Raw genomic sequence first — 15,874 nt, 5'->3', positions numbered from 1 at the left:
TGTGCCCTCACCAATTGCGAAAACGTTTCGGCGGGTCGTACAAGCCGCCGGACCAGCGCACCAGGTCCTTGACCGTGCGCGCTGCAAGCAGGTCGCGCGTGGCATCGCGCGGGCGAATGCCCAAATCGTCCGGCCGCTTGATGACGCCGCGGTCGCGCAGGTTTTCGACCATGCGCTTGTCGCGCCCCAGGCCCACCGCGGTATAGCCGGACACGCCGCGGATTGCCTGTTCGCGTTCTTCCGGCGTGCGACACAACAGCAGGTTGGCGATGCCTTCTTCGGTCAATACGTGGCTGACATCGTCGCCGTAGATCATCACCGGCGGCAGCGGCATGTTGGCGCGCTCGGCCAGTTCCCAGGCGTCGAGTTTGTCGACGAATGCCGGCGCCATGTGTTCGCGGAAGGTCTCCACCATCTGCACCACCAGCTTGCGCCCGCGCGGCATCTCGCCCGGCGTTGCCGCTTCGCGCCCGGCCTTGAGCCAGGCAGCACTGGCATGCCGGCGACCGCGCGCATCCGAGCCCATGTTGGGCGCGCCGCCGAAACCGGCGATGCGGTCGCGCGTGGCGGTGGAGCTGTTGCCCTGCAGATCGATCTGCAAGGTGGAGCCGATGAACATGTCGCAGGCATACAGCCCGGCGGTCTGCGACAGCGCGCGGTTGGAGCGCATGCTGCCGTCGGCGCCGGTGAAGAAGATATCCGGACGCGCGGCGATGTAGTTCTCCATGCCCAGCTCGGAGCCGAACGAATGCACCGATTGCACGAAGCCCGATTCGATGGCCGGGATCAGCGCCGGATGCGGATTGAGCGCCCAATGGCGGCAGATCTTGCCCTTCAGCCCCAGCGATTGGGCGTAGGTGGGCAGCAACAGCTCGATCACGGCGGTGTCGAAACCGATGCCGTGATTGAGCCGGTCCACACCGTATTCGGCATAGATGCCCTTGATGGCCATCATCGCCATCAACACCTGGATCTCGGAAATCTGCGCCGGGTCGCGGGTGAACAACGGTTCGATGTAATTGGGCTTGGGCGCCTGAGTCACGAAATCCACCCAATCGGCGGGAATATCCACGCGCGGCAGGGTGTCGAGAATTTCGTTGACCTGCGCAATCACGATGCCGCCCTTGAACGCGGTGGCCTCCACGATCACCGGCGTGTCTTCGGTATTCGGGCCGGTATAGAGATTGCCGTGACGATCGGCCGCCTGCGCGGTGACCAGTGCGATGCGCGGGGTCAGGTCGATGAAGTAGCGGCCGAACAATTCCAGATAGGTGTGGATGGCGCCGATCTCGATGCGACCTTCGCTCACCAGCCCGGCCAGGCGCGCGGCCTGCGGGCCGGAGAACGAAAAATCCAGGCGCTTGGCGATGCCGCGTTCGAATACGTCCAGATGCGCGGCAAGCGACAACACCGATTGCACCATGTGCAGGTCATGCACGCGCGCCGGATCCACCTCGGTAAGGCACCGCGCCAGGAAATCGGCCTGCTTCTGGTTGTTGCCCTCCAGGCACACACGGTCGCCGGGCTCGATGACCGCTTCCAGCAACGCCACGACATCCTCGGCAGCCACCACGCGACCCTGCGGCGCCAGCGCGGCGGCCCGCTGCAGACGCTGACGCCGGCTTTCGGCCCGGGTGTCCCACTGTCGACTCATGCCTCTGCCTCGCCGGGGACGAGCCCGTAATGTCAAAGTAATTACATCGTAATTATGAAATTCACGGGTGTCTAGACGCGTTGCAGCATGCGTGCCTGTCACCGGGCAGGCGTCAGCCGCCTGCAAGCCGAGCGCTTGCGCATCAACGCGCTTCGATATATCGTTTCTCCATGCTTCGATATATCGAATGAAACAGCGCCCGCCCGTCAGCCCAACGGCCGATCTCGATGCGGCACCTGCCCGAGCGCGCGGTGCCGGCGCACGCGTGCGCCCGCTGGAGCATGGCGATCTGCGCCTGCTGCTGCTGGCGCTGATTGCCGAGCGCCCGTGCCATGGCTATGAGCTGATGCGGCAGATCGCCGCCCTCTTCAAAGGGCTGTACACGCCCAGCGCCGGGGCGATTTATCCGGCGCTGGCGCAACTGGAGGCCGCCGGCTGGGTGCACACCGATCTGGATGCCGGCCGCAAGCGCTATCAGGTCACTGCCGCTGGCAGCGACTACGTTGCACAGCAACGCGATGCGCTCGATGCCGCACTGGCCCGCACCCATCGACGCGCGCGTGAGCTGATCAAGTCGCAAACGCCGGCCCCGATTCGCGAGGCGATTCATCGCATCAAACATGGCTTGTTCGCGCGCCATGGGCAATGGAGCGAGACAGAAACCGCGCGAATTGCTGCATTACTCAACGCCGCCGCCGACGGCATGGAGCGCGACGACGACTGAGCGGGTGTGCGGTAACGCCTGGGCTCGGCCCGACAGCGATCTGCGAACCGCGCAGGGCGATACAACGCCCCCGCTGCCCCGTTTCGAGGTGAAGCGATGCAATTGCATGCAGCTTCACACCTCCCCTCATCTGCCCCTGCGGGCACTTCTCCTGCAGAGCTGAAGACCACGCCATTGCGCTGGATGACAGCACACCAGCATGGCCGATCGCCACTCACCACGTCATTGACTGATCACGCATTGATTTCGTAACGCTCCCTCTTCCCCCGCACCGCCGCGCATCCGTGCGGCACTCCAGGAATTGCATCCCATGGCTGCACACACCAATACCCAACTCCGTCGCGACCCACGCCTGCGTTCCGTGCAGGTGCTGCGTTGCGAAGCGATCACCCCGCACATGCGCCGTATCGTGTTCGGCGGCAGCGACCTGGCCGGCTTTCAAAGCGATGCGCCGGACGATCACGTCAAACTGTTCTTTCCCAACGCCGACGGCGCCTTCGTCCTGCCGACCATGACGCCGGAAGGCCCGCGCTACGAAGAAGGCGCGCTGCCTTCGCCGGCGCGCGACTACACGCCGCGCGATTTCGATCCGCAGAGCGGCGAGTTGAGCATCGACTTCGTGTTGCACGGCGAGGGCGTGGCGTCCGGTTGGGCCGCGCGCGCACAGCCCGGCGACCCACTGAAACTGGGCGGCCCGCGCGGCTCGTTCCTGGTTGCCGATGACTACGACCACTACGTGTTGATCGGCGACGAAACCGCGCTGCCGGCGATCGGCCGCTGGCTCGAAGCGATGCCCGCCGACATGCACGCGCAGGTATTCATCGAGATCGCCGATGCCGCCGAGCGGCAGGAGCTGCTCAGCGCGGCCGAGGTGCGGGTGAACTGGCTGGAGCGCAATGGCTTCGATGCCGCCAGCAGCACCCTGCTGGAAGACAGCCTGCGCGACTACGAGCCAGAGGATGGCGACACGTTCTACTGGATCGGCGCCGAATCGATGCGCGCGCGCGCCATGCGCAAATTCCTCGAAGACCACCTGGGTGTGGACAAGGAATGGGTGCGCGCAAAAGGCTATTGGAAGGCGCGCGGCGAGCACGGCGAGGAGTGATTGCCCTGCGTGCACGCAAGGCGCGTCGGCTCTCAACGCGTCACTAAGCCGCTTCTTGCGCACTCGCCGTGCATGACATGCGCTACGGTGACGCCGGCCAGGACTGCATGGCCGGCAACGCCACTTGCACCTGGGCCGGATCGATGCGCGTGCGCAGCCAGGCCAACGCAACCGGCAATGGACACAAGGCCTGACCGTGGCAACCGGGCAATACCAGGGTGGACGAGGCCAGCGCATCGCCGTCGAAGCGCCCACGGCGCAACGCCGCCAGGCTGGGCATCAAGGTCCGCACGCGCAGCAACGGCATGCCGTCGCGTTCGAGCACGTCCAGCACCAGCGCACCGCCGGGCGGATAGTCGTCGGGGCGATCGCTGCGATGCCACTGCACGCCGAGCAATCCACCGAGCGTGGCCAAGGTAGTGTCGTGTCCCACCAGCACCAGCAGACGCGTGGAAGGCGGCGCCAATGCCGCTACCGACGGCGTCTGCCCGACCGCGGCCTGCACGGTGGCCAGAAGATGCGCGAGCAGGTTGGATGCCGCCGCCGTGGCAACCGGCAACGGACGCTTGCTCTGGGCGAACGAGGTGTTGTGCAGGGCAATCAATTGCGCCACTGCGGCGCGATCCACACGGCCCCAGCCCAGCTGCGCCGCATCGAAGCCTTCGATGTCTTCCAGCATCAGGTTCTCGGCCAGTCCGCCGGCCAGCTTCAGGGTGCTGGCCGCGGCCGGCGAGCCGTCGCGCGTGGCCGGCTCGTAGAGCAGGCGGGTAGGCGGCGGCGTGGCGCAGCGTCCGTGCTGGCAGGCACTCAACACCGCCTGCAAGTGCGCCAGCTGCGCGCGCGTCTCAGCTTCCAGCCGCACCGGCGGCGTGGGCGCCTTGCCGCCATCGAACAATACAGTGCGCTCGCCCTCCGGCAGGGCCTGGTAGTGCACTGCGCAGCCCGGCGCCATGCCCTGCAGCAGCGCCTGCGCGCTGGCGTGGTTGCGGGCGGTACTGTCGGCGATGGTGACGATCTGTTCGGTGCCCGCGCAGCCACTGGCCGCCAGTCCGAGCGGCGGCGCGAATAACGCGCGATAACGTGCGCCCAGCGCCTGCATGCCGGCTCGTCCGTGCGGCGTCAGCTGGCCCGTGGCCACCGGCCAGTGCGGCCATGGCTGCGCGCTGTAGCGATCCAGCTCGCTGCCGGGCTGGGTCGGTGCACGGATGCCATGCCGCACCAGCACGATGGTCAGGCGCAGGTGCGCGGTTGCAGCGGCGGTCTCTTTTGCCACGACCGGTTTTGCCATCGGCAGGCAGAGCGCCAGACCGAGCAGTGCGTGCCGCATCGTTCCGGCAAAAGAGCGATTGTGCATGGCTTGCCTCATAACGTTGCCGACAACGCGAGCACTCTCCCGCGTCCAGGCTGACCGGCATACCGCGGTGCATGGGTGGAACGCGCGCCAACGGTGCGCGTGCCGCGAGGCCGGACATCGCGGTGGCGCAATGGCTGCCCTTGCCGGAACAGCGGCAACAATCTACCCAAGCGCACGACAGACATCACCGCTCCAGAAAAATGCGCCCAGCCTGCGTGGACCGGATGACGCGTGGATGACAGCCGCAACTCCGTTGCCGCGCGTTGCGCCCGGCCGTTGATTCGCGGCGATGGCGATGGCGCGATCTGTCGAGACAGTGCAGCGGCGCCAGGTTTGCCAAACGTCGCGGCGGCCACCTGTTTGCCGATGCCACGGTCACGCAGTCCACGCTGCCGGCGATGCCGTGAGCGGCGGTGTTTCCCAGGATTCGCCCGGCACGCAGGCCGCCCCAACATGACGTGACCACGCCCGACGGCATCTCACTTGGCCGTTACCCTCAACGACAAAGGCCCGCCGAAGCGGGCCTTTGCCTGGACAGCAGCCAGATCGCTTACTTGGCAGCGGCATCCTTCGCCGCAGCATCGCCCGCCTTGGCCTGCAGGGCTTCGGTGGTGATGCGGATCTTCACTTCGTCGCTGACGTTCGGGGCGTACTGGCCCAGGCCGAAATCGCTGCGCTTGATGGTGGTGGTTGCGTCGAAACCGGCGGCCGGCACCTTCTTCATCGGGTGCTCGCCGGCACCGTTGAGGGTGACGTCCAGCACGACCGGCTTGGTCTGACCCTTGATGGTCAGGTCGCCGGTGACGGTCAGCTTGTTGGTGCCGGCCGCTTCCACCTTGGTGCTCTTGAAGGTGGCGGTCGGGAACTTGGCCGCGTCGAAGAAATCACCGCTCTTGAGGTGTTCGTCGAACTTGGCGGTGAAGCTGTTCAAGCCGGACAGCGGCAGGGTGACCTGCACGGTGGACTTGGTCACGTCGGCCGCGTCGTACACCAGGGTGCCGTCGACATTACCGAAGTGCGCGCTCGGGTTGGAGAAACCGAAATGGCTCCACTGCGCCAGCACGTCGGTGTGCGATGGGTCCAGGGTGTAGGTGCCCGACGCCACTTCCACGGCCGGGGCGGTCGAGGCGGCAGCCGCCGGTGCAGGTGCCGGCGCAGCAGCGGCGTCGGCCGGTGCGGTGGCCGCCGCCGGGGTTTCAGCGGCCGGAGCGGCAGTGTTCTCGGCCGGCTTGGAGCAGGCGGCAATGGCCAGGGTCAGGGCGAGCGGCAGCAACAGCTTGTGGGTGGTCTTCATTGGAACTCCATGGGATGAGAGACGCGTTGGATCAACGCGGGTGGGACAGATGCAGACGGACGAGGACTGCAGGAAACGCAAGACACCATGTACGTCGACACGGCGAGCCAGATCAAGCGATCGTCAGGCGAACGGCCAACTGCGTCGCTTGACGCGGCAGGCACACGCGGTGTGCCGGGCCGACGCACGCCGTCCACGGCGCTGCGCGGCAGCCGGCACGCATGCATCGCCTTACTCGAAGCGCGCCGCTTCGTCGAAGCTCAGGCGTGGCGAACGCGGGAACAGCCCGGCCGGGTCGCCATAGCCAAGATTGACCAGGAAGTTGGACTTGATCGGCGTGCCGGCAAAGAACGCCGCATCCACCTTGGCGTTGTCGAAGCCGGACATCGGGCCGGCGTCCAGTCCCAGCGCACGCGCGGCCAGGATCAGGTAGGCGCCCTGCAGCGAGCCATTGCGGAACGCCGATTCGGTGCGGCCCTCGCGCGGGCCGTCGAACCAGCTCTTGGCGTCGGCATGCGGGAACAGGTACGGCAGCTTCTCGTGGAAGTCTTCGTCGTGCGCCACGATCACCGTCACCGGCGCGGCCAGGGTCTTGGCGGCATTGCCCTCCGACAGCGCCGGCTTGAGCTTGGCCTTGCCTTCGGCGCTGGTCACGAATACAAAGCGCGCCGGGCAGCTATTGGCCGCGGTGGGCCCCCACTTCACCAGCTCATACAGCTCACGCAGCACCTCGTGGCTGACCGGCGTGTCGGCAAACGCATTTTGCGTGCGGGCGGTGCGGAACAGCTGATCCAGTGCGGCGGCATTGAGCGAGTCGGACATGAGCACTCCAGAGGAAGGGGTGGTGCGACGGTAGGCTGCGGCGTCGGCGCCAGTGTGAAGACCCGCAGTGTAGAGTGGCGCGATTGCCGCCACACGCGTTCAATCTGAAACAAATCTATGTCGGATCTGAAACGATGGGGCTGATCTGGGCACTGAGCGACGGCCGTGCCGGCAATGCGCGCCAGGCCGAGGCGCTGGCGCGTGCATTGCACCCCGCTGCCTACCAGCCACTGCACCTGCAGACCAACGCGCCGTGGCGTTGGGCGGCGCCGCGGCGGCTCCCCGGCGCACGGCAGGCGTTTGGCGCGGCATTTGCCCGGCAACTGCAGCAGCCCCCGGCGCTGGCCATCGGCTGCGGCAGGCAGGCGGCGCTGGCCACCCGGTTGCTGCGTGCCCACGGCAGCCGCAGCGTGCAGATCCTGGATCCGCGGCTGGACCCGCGGCACTGGGACCTGCTGGTGGTGCCCGAGCACGATGCACTGCGCGGCAGCAACGTGCTCACCCTGCTCGGCAGCCTGCACCCGGTGGACGATGCGTGGCTGGCGGCCGGGCGGGCCGCCTTCCCCGCCCTGGGCGGCTTGCCGGGCCCGCGGCTGGCGCTGCTGGTCGGTGGCACCACCGCCCAGGTGCCGTGGACGCCACAGGCGCTGGCGGCGCTGTGCACGCGCGTGAGCGCCCAACTGCGCGCGCTGGGCGGCAGCCTGCTGGTGACCACCTCGCGCCGCACACCGGGCGATGCACTCGCAACGCTGCGCGCGGCCTGCGCCGGCCTGCCGCATCTGCTGTGGTGCGATGAGCGCGATGGGCCGAACCCCTACGCTGGACTGCTCGGCTGGGCCGATGCCATCGTGGCCAGCGCCGATTCGGTCAATCTGCTCTCCGAAGCCTGTGCCACCCGCGTACCGGTCGCTGCCGCGTTCGGCGAGCAGGCACGTGGGCGCGTTGACACCTATTTGCAAGCGTTGCGGCAACGCCAGCGCTTGCACTTAGTCGATGAAGTTCTCGCCAGCGCTGTCGATATCGTTCCTGTGCGCGAAACCGAGCGCATCGCCATGCAGGTACGCGCGCGCCTGCTGCCATAACCCAACGCCCGCCAGCGGGCCAGCGAGACAAGGACGATGTGCATGACAGGGACGATCCACGCGCGATGGATGCGGCAAACCCGGCGCAAGGCAATTGCGCTGCTGGTACTGGCCGCATTACCGCTGGCCGCCACCGCAACAACACCGCGTTGCGTGCCGCGTTATCCCACGCCGCACGCCGCTGCCGCGATGTTCGACATGGCCACCTCCACCGCGCAGGCGCTGGATGCGTTGCCCGATGCCAAGGTGGTGCTGCTGGCGCGCGGCGGCCAGGATCTAAGCCGCTACGGCCTGAAACATAGCCACCTGGCATTTGCCGTGCGCGACGATGATGGCGGCTGGCGGGTGCGCCACCTGCTCAATCGCTGCAAGAGCGATGCGTCACAGCTTTACCAGGAAGGCCTGAGCAACTTCATCGGCGAAAGCGCGTTGAGCAGCGATCTGCGCGTGGGCATTCCCACCCAGGCACTGCAGCAACGTCTGTACGCGCGATTGACTGGCAGTGGCGATCTTGCGCACCGCCTGCATGAAACGCGTTACAGCATCGTGGCGTATCCGTTTTCCACCGACTATCAAAACTCCAACCAATGGGTGCTGGAAGTGCTGGCCGTCGCGCTGGCGGCCGACGCGCAACCGGCGGTCGCGATTGCCAACCGCCGTGATGCACAGGCATGGCTGCGCACCGCGCGCTATCACCCCAGCGCTCTGCATCTGGACCTGAGCCAGCGCATCGGCGCGCGCTTTGTCGCCGCCAATGCGGCGGTCACCGATCATCCTGTGAGCGAACGTGTGTCCGGTAACTATTCGGTGGTCACGGTCGAATCGGTATTCGACTTCCTGCATCAGCGCGACGCGGTGGACAAGGAACTGTCGATTGCACGCGCCGCCCCTACTCCTGGAGAAACACCATGATGCACGCCCGCTCTTTTCTCGCTGCCAGCGCATGCCTGTTCGCCGCCTTGACATTGCCCTGCGCACACGCCGGTGAAGCGACCACACCCGGCGAAAAATCCGAGTTCTATTCGGCGCTGTCGCTCGCCATGCCAGTGCTGATCGCGTCCGGTGTGGCGGGCTCTGTGTTTTCCGCACCCGTTGCTGCATCTAATACAGTGGCCGAATCACGCCGCGAGGCACGCGCAGGCAAGCTGCCGCCAATGCGCGTGCAAGCCGTCGACACCCTGCCTGCGGGTGCACGCCAGGTGCGCCTGCAGGACCCGCAACAAGCCGAGAACACCGCAGTGCTGCAATGGCAGGCACGCCAGGACGACCCCGCCGCAGGCTTCCACGTCGGCGAAATGGTGACGTTCCAACCTAGCCCCGCAGGCAGCGGCTGGACCGTGCATGCGGAACAAGGCCAGGCGTTGGCGTTCGTACCGACAGAAGCGGCCGCCGCATACGGCAGCAGCCAGACCTGGTGACGTGCACGCCCTGCGCCGCAGGCCGGGGCCACCTCTGATCGACCGCAGCGCGATCGTCGTTGCATCGGCGGCGTTGCCACGACGCCGATGCCTCCAACCGCGCTGCGTTTACGGATTGCTGGGAGAACGCGGAATGCCGGCAGGCGCCGCATCCAGCGCGCCGATCATCAGCCGCACGACCGGGGTTCCCAAGCCGGTGGTGTAGTTGTACTTGCCGGCGATCGGCACGTCGTTGCCGACGACCCCGTTGTTGCCGGGAATGCCGCGGTGATAGGCCTGCGGGCCGTTGGCGGCCAGGCGATACAGGTAATCGTTGAGATTGCCCTGCCGGCCCTGCTTCTGCACCAGCAACGCGGCCACGCTGGCGAACTCCGGCGCCGCCACGCTGGTGCCGATCACCTTGGTGATGGCACCGGCCACGTAGATGGACACCGAGCTTGTGCCCTGCTGACAGGGATGCACGGCGATTCCCGGGCAGCCGCCGACCAACATGCCGACATCGGGCAATGCGCGCATCGAGGTGCGCGTGCCGCCCAGCGCGCGCAGCTGATATGCCGGACGCTGGAACAGCGTGCTGACGCCGCCACCGGCACCCCAGTAGCCGCCGCTGAGCAGCGCGCCGACGCCATACGGGTCCTCGGCCTGCAACGGGTCGGCAAACGCGCTTTCGCTGAGGTAGCTCGAATCCAGGCTGCCCTTCTTGTAGGCAGTGAGCAGGTTGCCGCCACCGACCGCGGTGACATGCGCATCGGCGGCGGGCCAATGCACGCTGGGGACGTACCGGCCGTTCTTGCCTTCCACCAGGTATTGCGTGTCCGGGCAATCCAGGCCGGCATTGTCGCCGCTGGAGGCGACGAAGCTGATGCCCTGCGCATTGCCTTGCTTGAAGACCGAATCGAACAGGCCAAGGATGGAAGTGGCGTCCTTGCCGTTATAGGCCGCGGTGAAGATCTGTTCGCAGAACCCGAACGAGGAGCTGACCACGTCCGCCTCATTGTCCTGCACGATCTGCCGGTAGCCGGCCAGGATGGAATCGATGGACAGATCGGGGATCACGTACAGCAGCACGTGCGCGCCCGGTGCGCCGCCGAGTGCCATGTCCACATCGAGCGTTGCCTCGCGCACCGCAGCGCGATTGCCGTCCTGCACCCCGGGCTTGGCCCCGGCCACATAGCGGCGTGCATACAGTGTCGGGTTGGCATGGTTGCCGGCATAGCGGCTGAAGCGCTCGTGGTCGAACATCGCGGCAATGTCCGTATCCAGCACGTCGCTGCCGATCAGGACGGCGATCGTGCTGCCGCTACCGTCGAGCCGCTGTTGCTTGCCTGGCGCACCGATCATCGTCTGGTAGGAAGGATAGCCGTAGGCCTGCTTGAGATCGTTGTACCAATAGCTGGTGGTGCCATCACCGGTGCGGTTGCCGGGCGTGCCGGCCAGCATGCGCGAGTCCATGCGCGCCGCCGGCAGCCCGCGGCTCAGGCCGGTGACGGTGACACCGTTGGCACGCAGCGCGGCCGGCAGCTGCAGCGGAGCGGCAGCCGCCAGGCGTACCTGCTGGCCGGCGTTCAGATCAGCCACCAGCGGCGCGGCAAACAACCGCTCCACGGTGTCGGCATTCGCGCTGACATGCAGGGTTGGCCCCTGCTGCACCACGGTCATGTGTGCGGCCTGCAGGGCGGCGCGTACCTGCGCGAGCTGCGCAGGCGCCGGACCAAAACGCCGCTGGAATTCGGCCGCCGACAGCCACTTGTGGTACTGCAGCGACAGCGGGTCCTGGATGTCGGCCAGCAGGGCGTTCAGGGCCACTTGGTCGCGTGGTGGCAGATGCACGTCGAAGGACACGGGCGCTGTGCGCAAGCTGGCCGTGATCGCGTCAATCCGGGCATCGGGGACGGTGGTGGCAGCGTTGGCGCTACCGAAGGCCAACAGCGAAGCGGACAGCACGGCAGCCAGCAGCGGCCGACAGCGGATGCGAGTAAGCATGGATCTCTCCAGGGGGCACAGCAGTGAGCGAGGCCGAATGGCATCGCAGGGACGTGCACGACCGCTCGCGACCACCGGCGCGATCATGTCGACACGGAAACAGGACACAGATGCCGGCTGCGATCGATGGCCGCGCGGGCCGCGATCCACGCGGCTGGCCGCTGACACAGACCACGGCAAGGCCGAGCGCTGCCGGTGCACCATCGCGACACTGCACATTCGGCGGCTATCTCCATCGGCATCGGCAGGTCGCGCGGCTTGCAAGGGTTGCCATCACTCAGACGGCGGGTCGGGAGCCGGGACGATACGTGCGATGTCTACCGCTGAAATGCCAGCGGGCGAGGTTGTGTCGCCATCAGCGAGGTGCGCGCGCCTGCGGCAGCAGGTGCCGCTGCGTGCCAGCTCGCCGCGCGTGGCTGCCTCAAGGTGCGCGCCGTTGCCGCGAGTACCTGCAAGCGCCCATTGCGCGCACCTGCGCCCGCTCATCACCGCAGTTCCTGCGTCGAGGCTGCCGCCTGCTTTGCGATCACCGCGTGCTGCCGATGCCGCCGGTCAGGCGTCATGTGCACGCGTCACCGATGACGACCCGATGTCGTGGCGCAGGCTTGCCCCGCTCTGCACATCGCATGCCGACGATGCTGCCGAGCGCCGCCGCCGCCACGAACGCACGCGCTTTTGTATTGCGGCCGCGATGTGCGCACGCGCTCGGTCGTCGCCGCCGACGATACAGGCACGGTCCGGCGCCAGGCGCCTGCGCGATACGGGAAGGGGTCTTCGCGCAGCGGCGCCGTGGTCGGGGCGCGCATCGCTGCGCTGGTCCAGCCCTGCCGTCGAAGCGATAATTGCGCGCCCAATCAACCGTGTCGCCATGCGTCCTGCCTCGCCACCTGCCTTTGCCCCGCTCACCTCCCGTGCATTGATCCGGGCGGTGTTGGCAATGGGCGCGGTGGTCCTGCTGTCCAACATCCTGGTGCAATACCCGATCAACGACTGGCTGACCTGGGGTGCGTTCTCCTACCCGCTGGCGTTTCTGGTCAGCAACCTGATCAACCGCCGCTTCGGTCCACGCGCTGCGCGCCACGTTGCCTGGTGCGGGTTCGCGCTGGCGGTGCTGCTGTCGATCTGGCTGGCGACGCCCCGCATCGCGGTGGCCTCGTGCAGCGCTTTCATCGCCGCGCAATTGCTGGACATCAGCGTGTTCGACCGCCTGCGCGACGGCAGCTGGTGGCGCGCGCCGATCGTGGCCACCACCTGCAGCGCCACCCTGGATACCACCATCTTCTGGAGCATTGCGTTTGCCGGCGCGAGCCTGCCGTGGGTCAGCTGGGCCGCAGGCGATCTGGCGGTAAAACTGGGCATGGGCGTGTTCCTGCTCGGCCCGTTTCGCGCCCTGCTGTGGCGGAGTGCGCCGCGTCGGTAGAACGCATGACGCGCATGGATGCGTGGCTTCCCGCCAGGGCAGCCAGGCACCGTTGCCGCCGTTTGCCGCAGCTGCATCGAAAGCGGCGCACTCACCGGGGCCGTTACAGCGCTGTTTCATCCTTGCCCAGCGGAAACGTCAGGCCCTGCCCACGTGCTGCGTTGAAGATGATGCCGCGCGCCTGCTGGATGGCCGGCGTCGGTGCGAGCAGGCGTGGGCGGCGGTCCAGCGTGCAGCTCAGGCCGGCATCGACCAGCGTTGCGTGCGCCTGATGCAGTGGTGCGCCGCTCTCGTCCGGGAGCCAGTGCGTGCGCGCCAGTGCGTCGATCAACGCTGGCGTGTCGCAGGCGTCCAGCAGCTGCGGCTGCTGCGCTGCCAGCCCGAGCACGCCGGCCTGCAGCACGAATTCCAGATCCACCAGGCCGCCAGCGCCCTGCTTGAGATCCAGCCGGCCGGCATCGCTGCGATCCAGTTCGGCGCGCATGCGCGCCCGCATCTTGCGCACGTCTTCGTGCAACTGCGCGGTGTCGCGCACCCGCATCAGCGTGTCGCGACGCACGCGGGCAAACGCGTCGCAAAGCGCCGCGTCGCCGGCCACCGCGCGTGCACGCACCAGGGCCTGATGCTCCCAGGTCCAGGCGCGATCGCGCTGGTAGTCGCGGTAACTGGCCAGCGAGGACACCAGTGCGCCCTTGCCGCCATCCGGGCGCAGTCGCACATCGATGTCGTACAGCCGGCCGGCGCCGGTCTCGGCAGCCAGCAATGCCATCACTTTCTGCGCAAGCCGCGCAAACCAGCGCCCGGCTTCCAGCGGGCGCTTGCCGTCGGAGGCGTCCACCTCGGGCGGATGATCGTACAGAAACACCAGATCCAGATCCGATCCGAATCCCAGCTCCAGCCCGCCCAGACTGCCGTAGCCGACAATGGCGAAGCTGCCGCCAGGCACGTGTCCGTGCGCGGCCAGCATGTCGCTGCGCGCCAGGTGCAGCACGGTCTGCACGACCGCTTCGGCAAGCCAGGCCAGTTGGCGGGTGCTCTCCACCGCCTGCTGGCGGCCATCCAGCGTGGCCAGCGCAATACGGAAGCTCAGTGCAAGCCGGCGCTCGTTGAGTTCACGCAGCGCCGCTTCGGTGTCGTCGATCTGCAAGGTCTCGGCGCAGGCCGCGTGCAACGCTGCGCGATCCGGTAGCGGGCCGCTGATGCGGGTGTCGAGCAATTCGTCCAGCAGCAACGGATACGCCGCCAGCCGCTCGGCCAGCAGCGCGCTGCGCGAGAGCACATCGACCAGGCGGGCAAGCGCGCTGGGTTGCTCGTCGAGCAAGGCCAGATAGCTGGTGCGGCGCAAGGTGGCCTGCAGCAGGCCGAGCATGCGACGCACTGCCGCATCCGACTGGCTGGCGCGGGTGGCCGCGTGCAGCAGTGCCGGCATCACCCGATCCAGCCGCGCACGCGCGCTATCGGACAGCGCGCGCACGCCGGAAGACTGCGCGAAATCGGCCAGCGCCTGATGCGCGCCATCGGGATCGTGCAAGCCAATCCCCGCCAACGGCGCAGCATCGCCTTCCGGCAGCGCGCGCCAGTAATCGGCAAGCGCGTCCGGTGCGGTGGCGCGCACGCGCGGGGCCAGCAGTTCGGCGAATTCCGCGGCCACGCGTGTGCGCTGCGGTGCCAGCGCGTCCAGCAATGCCGACCAATCCGCATACCCAAGGCCCAACGCAATGCGCTCGCGATCCAGCGGCGCCTGCGGCAATGCGTGGGTCTGCGCATCGCGCAACATCTGCAGGCGATTTTCCAGCCGGCGTAGAAAACGATACGCCGTCGACAGCGCCTGGCCGTTCTCCTGGTCGATCTGGCCTGCGGCCACCAGCGCCTGAAGCGCGGGCAGCAGCCGGCGTTCGCGCAGACTCGGTTCGCGTCCACCACGAATCAGCTGCAGCGATTGGGCCAGGAACTCGATTTCGCGAATCCCGCCGGGCCCGCGTTTGATGTCGTCCAGACGATCGTGCCGCGCCACTTCGGCGGTGATGGCGGCCTTCATTTCGCGCAAGCCATCCAGTGCGGTGAAGTCCAGATACCGCCGGTAGACGAAGGGGCGCAGCGTTTCCAGCCAGGCTTCGCCGGCGTCGATATCGCCAGCCACCGCGCGCGCCTTGAGCCAGGCATAGCGCTCCCAATCGCGACCTTCGCGCTGGAAATACTGGTCCATGCCGGCGAACGACAACGCCACGCGGCCGGCGGTGCCGAATGGACGCAGGCGCAGATCCACGCGATGGCTGAAGCCGTCGGCGGTGGTTTCGTCCAGCAACCTGGCCAGCTGCTGGCCCAATCGCGCGAAATACTCTTCTGCTGCCAATGGACGCGCGCCATCGGATTGGCCGCCCTGCGGATAGGCGTACACCAGATCCACGTCCGAGGAAAAATTCAGCTCGCCACCGCCCAGCTTGCCCAGCCCGAACACCACCAGGCGCTGCACGCTGCCGTCTGCAGCAACGACCTTGCCGTGGCGGGTGTGGAACTGCTGCTCCAGCGCTTGCAGGCCGCATTGCAGGCAGTGCTCGGCCAGCCGGGTGGCGCCGGCCAGGGTGGCTTCGACGCTGTCCAGACCGAGCACATCGCGCCAGACCAGGCGCGTGGACTCGGCGCTGCGATAGCGTCGCAATTGGGCAGGCCACAGCGGTGGCTGGGCTGGATCCAGCTGCGGCAGTGGCAGTGGCGGCGGATCGGGTTGGGCCAGGTGCTGCAGCAACGCCGATTGCCGCGCCAAGGTATCGAGCGCGAACTCGCTGGCCAGTGCGACCTGCGCAAGCTGCCGATCGAACGCGCCGCCCGGCCACGCCTGCTCGACAGGCAATGATTGACGAACACGCGCCACGGCCCGCTCGATCAGGGCGGTGAGCGCAGGAGACATGGAAACGGTCGGCATCGGCATGACCGGATTTTGGCATCCCCGCCACGCAGGGAGTACACGCATGCGCGAGATCCCGCAGGGTGACTGCAACAGAGCGTGCAGCATTTCGC

12 protein-coding genes and 1 pseudogene are annotated in these 15,874 nt (G+C 67.4%); 6 read left to right on the top strand and 7 right to left on the bottom strand.

What is annotated here, in order from left to right; all coding sequences use genetic code 11:
* Positions 1-7: 7 nt before the first annotated feature.
* Positions 8-1,654: a malonate decarboxylase subunit alpha gene (gene mdcA / locus ACCQ16_RS02795; RefSeq protein WP_372380195.1), complete on the bottom strand. Its 1,647-nt coding sequence runs from the start codon at positions 1,652-1,654 to the stop codon at positions 8-10.
* Positions 1,655-1,841: 187 nt separating this feature from the next.
* Between mdcA and ACCQ16_RS02790 the strand changes: the two genes are divergently transcribed.
* Both ACCQ16_RS02790 and ACCQ16_RS02785 read left to right on the top strand, forming a co-directional pair.
* Positions 1,842-2,378 carry a PadR family transcriptional regulator gene (locus ACCQ16_RS02790; protein WP_209261027.1) on the top strand — a complete coding sequence of 179 codons (537 nt, stop codon included), beginning with the start codon at positions 1,842-1,844 and terminating at the stop codon, positions 2,376-2,378.
* A gap of 310 nt (positions 2,379-2,688) precedes the next feature.
* Positions 2,689-3,483: a siderophore-interacting protein gene (locus tag ACCQ16_RS02785; protein WP_277572955.1), complete on the top strand. Its 795-nt coding sequence runs from the start codon at positions 2,689-2,691 to the stop codon at positions 3,481-3,483.
* A gap of 82 nt (positions 3,484-3,565) precedes the next feature.
* Here the strand turns inward: ACCQ16_RS02785 and ACCQ16_RS02780 are convergent, their stop codons facing one another.
* The 4 genes and pseudogenes from ACCQ16_RS02780 to ACCQ16_RS02765 all read right to left on the bottom strand — a co-directional run bounded on the left by ACCQ16_RS02780 (position 3,566) and on the right by ACCQ16_RS02765 (position 6,953).
* On the bottom strand, positions 3,566-4,837 hold the full coding sequence (locus tag ACCQ16_RS02780; protein WP_057681111.1) for a histidine-type phosphatase: 1,272 nt from the start codon (positions 4,835-4,837) through the stop codon (positions 3,566-3,568).
* Between the two features lie 184 nt (positions 4,838-5,021).
* Positions 5,022-5,261 (bottom strand): annotated as a pseudogene (locus ACCQ16_RS02775) (hypothetical protein).
* A gap of 126 nt (positions 5,262-5,387) precedes the next feature.
* A complete protein-coding gene (locus tag ACCQ16_RS02770; protein WP_005920166.1) occupies positions 5,388-6,131 on the bottom strand; it encodes a YceI family protein in 744 nt (247 codons plus the stop codon).
* 231 nt (positions 6,132-6,362) lie between these two features.
* Positions 6,363-6,953 (bottom strand): malonic semialdehyde reductase, encoded by a 591-nt coding sequence (locus ACCQ16_RS02765; protein WP_003483243.1) that lies wholly within the window; start codon positions 6,951-6,953, stop codon positions 6,363-6,365.
* Between the two features lie 134 nt (positions 6,954-7,087).
* Here ACCQ16_RS02765 and ACCQ16_RS02760 point away from each other — a divergent pair, with 134 nt between their 5' ends.
* The 3 genes from ACCQ16_RS02760 to ACCQ16_RS02750 are packed head-to-tail and all read left to right on the top strand — an operon-like array spanning position 7,088 to position 9,453.
* Complete coding sequence (locus tag ACCQ16_RS02760) at positions 7,088-8,035, top strand: mitochondrial fission ELM1 family protein (RefSeq protein ID WP_218489074.1); 948 nt, start codon at positions 7,088-7,090, stop codon at positions 8,033-8,035.
* Between the two features lie 42 nt (positions 8,036-8,077).
* Positions 8,078-8,947 (top strand): DUF2145 domain-containing protein, encoded by an 870-nt coding sequence (locus tag ACCQ16_RS02755; RefSeq protein WP_218489075.1) that lies wholly within the window; start codon positions 8,078-8,080, stop codon positions 8,945-8,947.
* Positions 8,944-9,453 carry a hypothetical protein gene (locus tag ACCQ16_RS02750; RefSeq protein ID WP_277572956.1) on the top strand — a complete coding sequence of 170 codons (510 nt, stop codon included), beginning with the start codon at positions 8,944-8,946 and terminating at the stop codon, positions 9,451-9,453. The genes ACCQ16_RS02755 and ACCQ16_RS02750 overlap by 4 nt, the downstream gene beginning before the upstream one ends.
* A gap of 108 nt (positions 9,454-9,561) precedes the next feature.
* On the opposite strand, the gene ACCQ16_RS02745 is transcribed toward ACCQ16_RS02750, so the two are convergent.
* Positions 9,562-11,523, bottom strand: a complete 1,962-nt coding sequence (locus ACCQ16_RS02745; RefSeq protein ID WP_277573072.1) for a S53 family peptidase — start codon at positions 11,521-11,523, stop codon at positions 9,562-9,564.
* 781 nt (positions 11,524-12,304) lie between these two features.
* Between ACCQ16_RS02745 and ACCQ16_RS02740 the strand changes: the two genes are divergently transcribed.
* Positions 12,305-12,856, top strand: a complete 552-nt coding sequence (locus ACCQ16_RS02740) for a VUT family protein (protein ID WP_029818530.1) — start codon at positions 12,305-12,307, stop codon at positions 12,854-12,856.
* A 103-nt stretch (positions 12,857-12,959) separates the two neighbouring features.
* Here ACCQ16_RS02740 and glnE read toward each other — a convergent pair whose 3' ends face one another.
* Positions 12,960-15,785: a bifunctional [glutamate--ammonia ligase]-adenylyl-L-tyrosine phosphorylase/[glutamate--ammonia-ligase] adenylyltransferase gene (glnE, locus tag ACCQ16_RS02735; protein WP_277572957.1), complete on the bottom strand. Its 2,826-nt coding sequence runs from the start codon at positions 15,783-15,785 to the stop codon at positions 12,960-12,962.
* Positions 15,786-15,874: the final 89 nt, after the last annotated feature.

Origin of the sequence: Xanthomonas sp. NCPPB 1062 (genome assembly GCF_041481705.2) — a bacterium.
GTDB classification, from domain to species: Bacteria; Pseudomonadota; Gammaproteobacteria; order Xanthomonadales; family Xanthomonadaceae; genus Xanthomonas; species Xanthomonas euvesicatoria.
The sequence above is the reverse complement of the archived record's forward strand: the minus strand, read 5'-3'. Positions and strand labels throughout refer to the sequence as shown.

What these genes read in the sequence shown, in the direction of transcription:
- ACCQ16_RS02765 (WP_003483243.1), bottom strand. Translation starts at nt 6,953, where the DNA reads ATGTCCGACTCGCTCAATGCCGCCGCACTGGATCAGCTGTTCCGCACC.
- glnE (WP_277572957.1), bottom strand. Translation starts at nt 15,785, where the DNA reads ATGCCGATGCCGACCGTTTCCATGTCTCCTGCGCTCACCGCCCTGATC.
- ACCQ16_RS02780 (WP_057681111.1), bottom strand. Translation starts at nt 4,837, where the DNA reads ATGCACAATCGCTCTTTTGCCGGAACGATGCGGCACGCACTGCTCGGT.
- mdcA (WP_372380195.1), bottom strand. Translation starts at nt 1,654, where the DNA reads ATGAGTCGACAGTGGGACACCCGGGCCGAAAGCCGGCGTCAGCGTCTG.
- ACCQ16_RS02750 (WP_277572956.1), top strand. Translation starts at nt 8,944, where the DNA reads ATGATGCACGCCCGCTCTTTTCTCGCTGCCAGCGCATGCCTGTTCGCC.
- ACCQ16_RS02770 (WP_005920166.1), bottom strand. Translation starts at nt 6,131, where the DNA reads ATGAAGACCACCCACAAGCTGTTGCTGCCGCTCGCCCTGACCCTGGCC.
- ACCQ16_RS02785 (WP_277572955.1), top strand. Translation starts at nt 2,689, where the DNA reads ATGGCTGCACACACCAATACCCAACTCCGTCGCGACCCACGCCTGCGT.
- ACCQ16_RS02740 (WP_029818530.1), top strand. Translation starts at nt 12,305, where the DNA reads ATGCGTCCTGCCTCGCCACCTGCCTTTGCCCCGCTCACCTCCCGTGCA.
- ACCQ16_RS02745 (WP_277573072.1), bottom strand. Translation starts at nt 11,523, where the DNA reads ATGATCGCGCCGGTGGTCGCGAGCGGTCGTGCACGTCCCTGCGATGCC.
- ACCQ16_RS02790 (WP_209261027.1), top strand. Translation starts at nt 1,842, where the DNA reads ATGAAACAGCGCCCGCCCGTCAGCCCAACGGCCGATCTCGATGCGGCA.
- ACCQ16_RS02755 (WP_218489075.1), top strand. Translation starts at nt 8,078, where the DNA reads ATGACAGGGACGATCCACGCGCGATGGATGCGGCAAACCCGGCGCAAG.
- ACCQ16_RS02760 (WP_218489074.1), top strand. Translation starts at nt 7,088, where the DNA reads ATGGGGCTGATCTGGGCACTGAGCGACGGCCGTGCCGGCAATGCGCGC.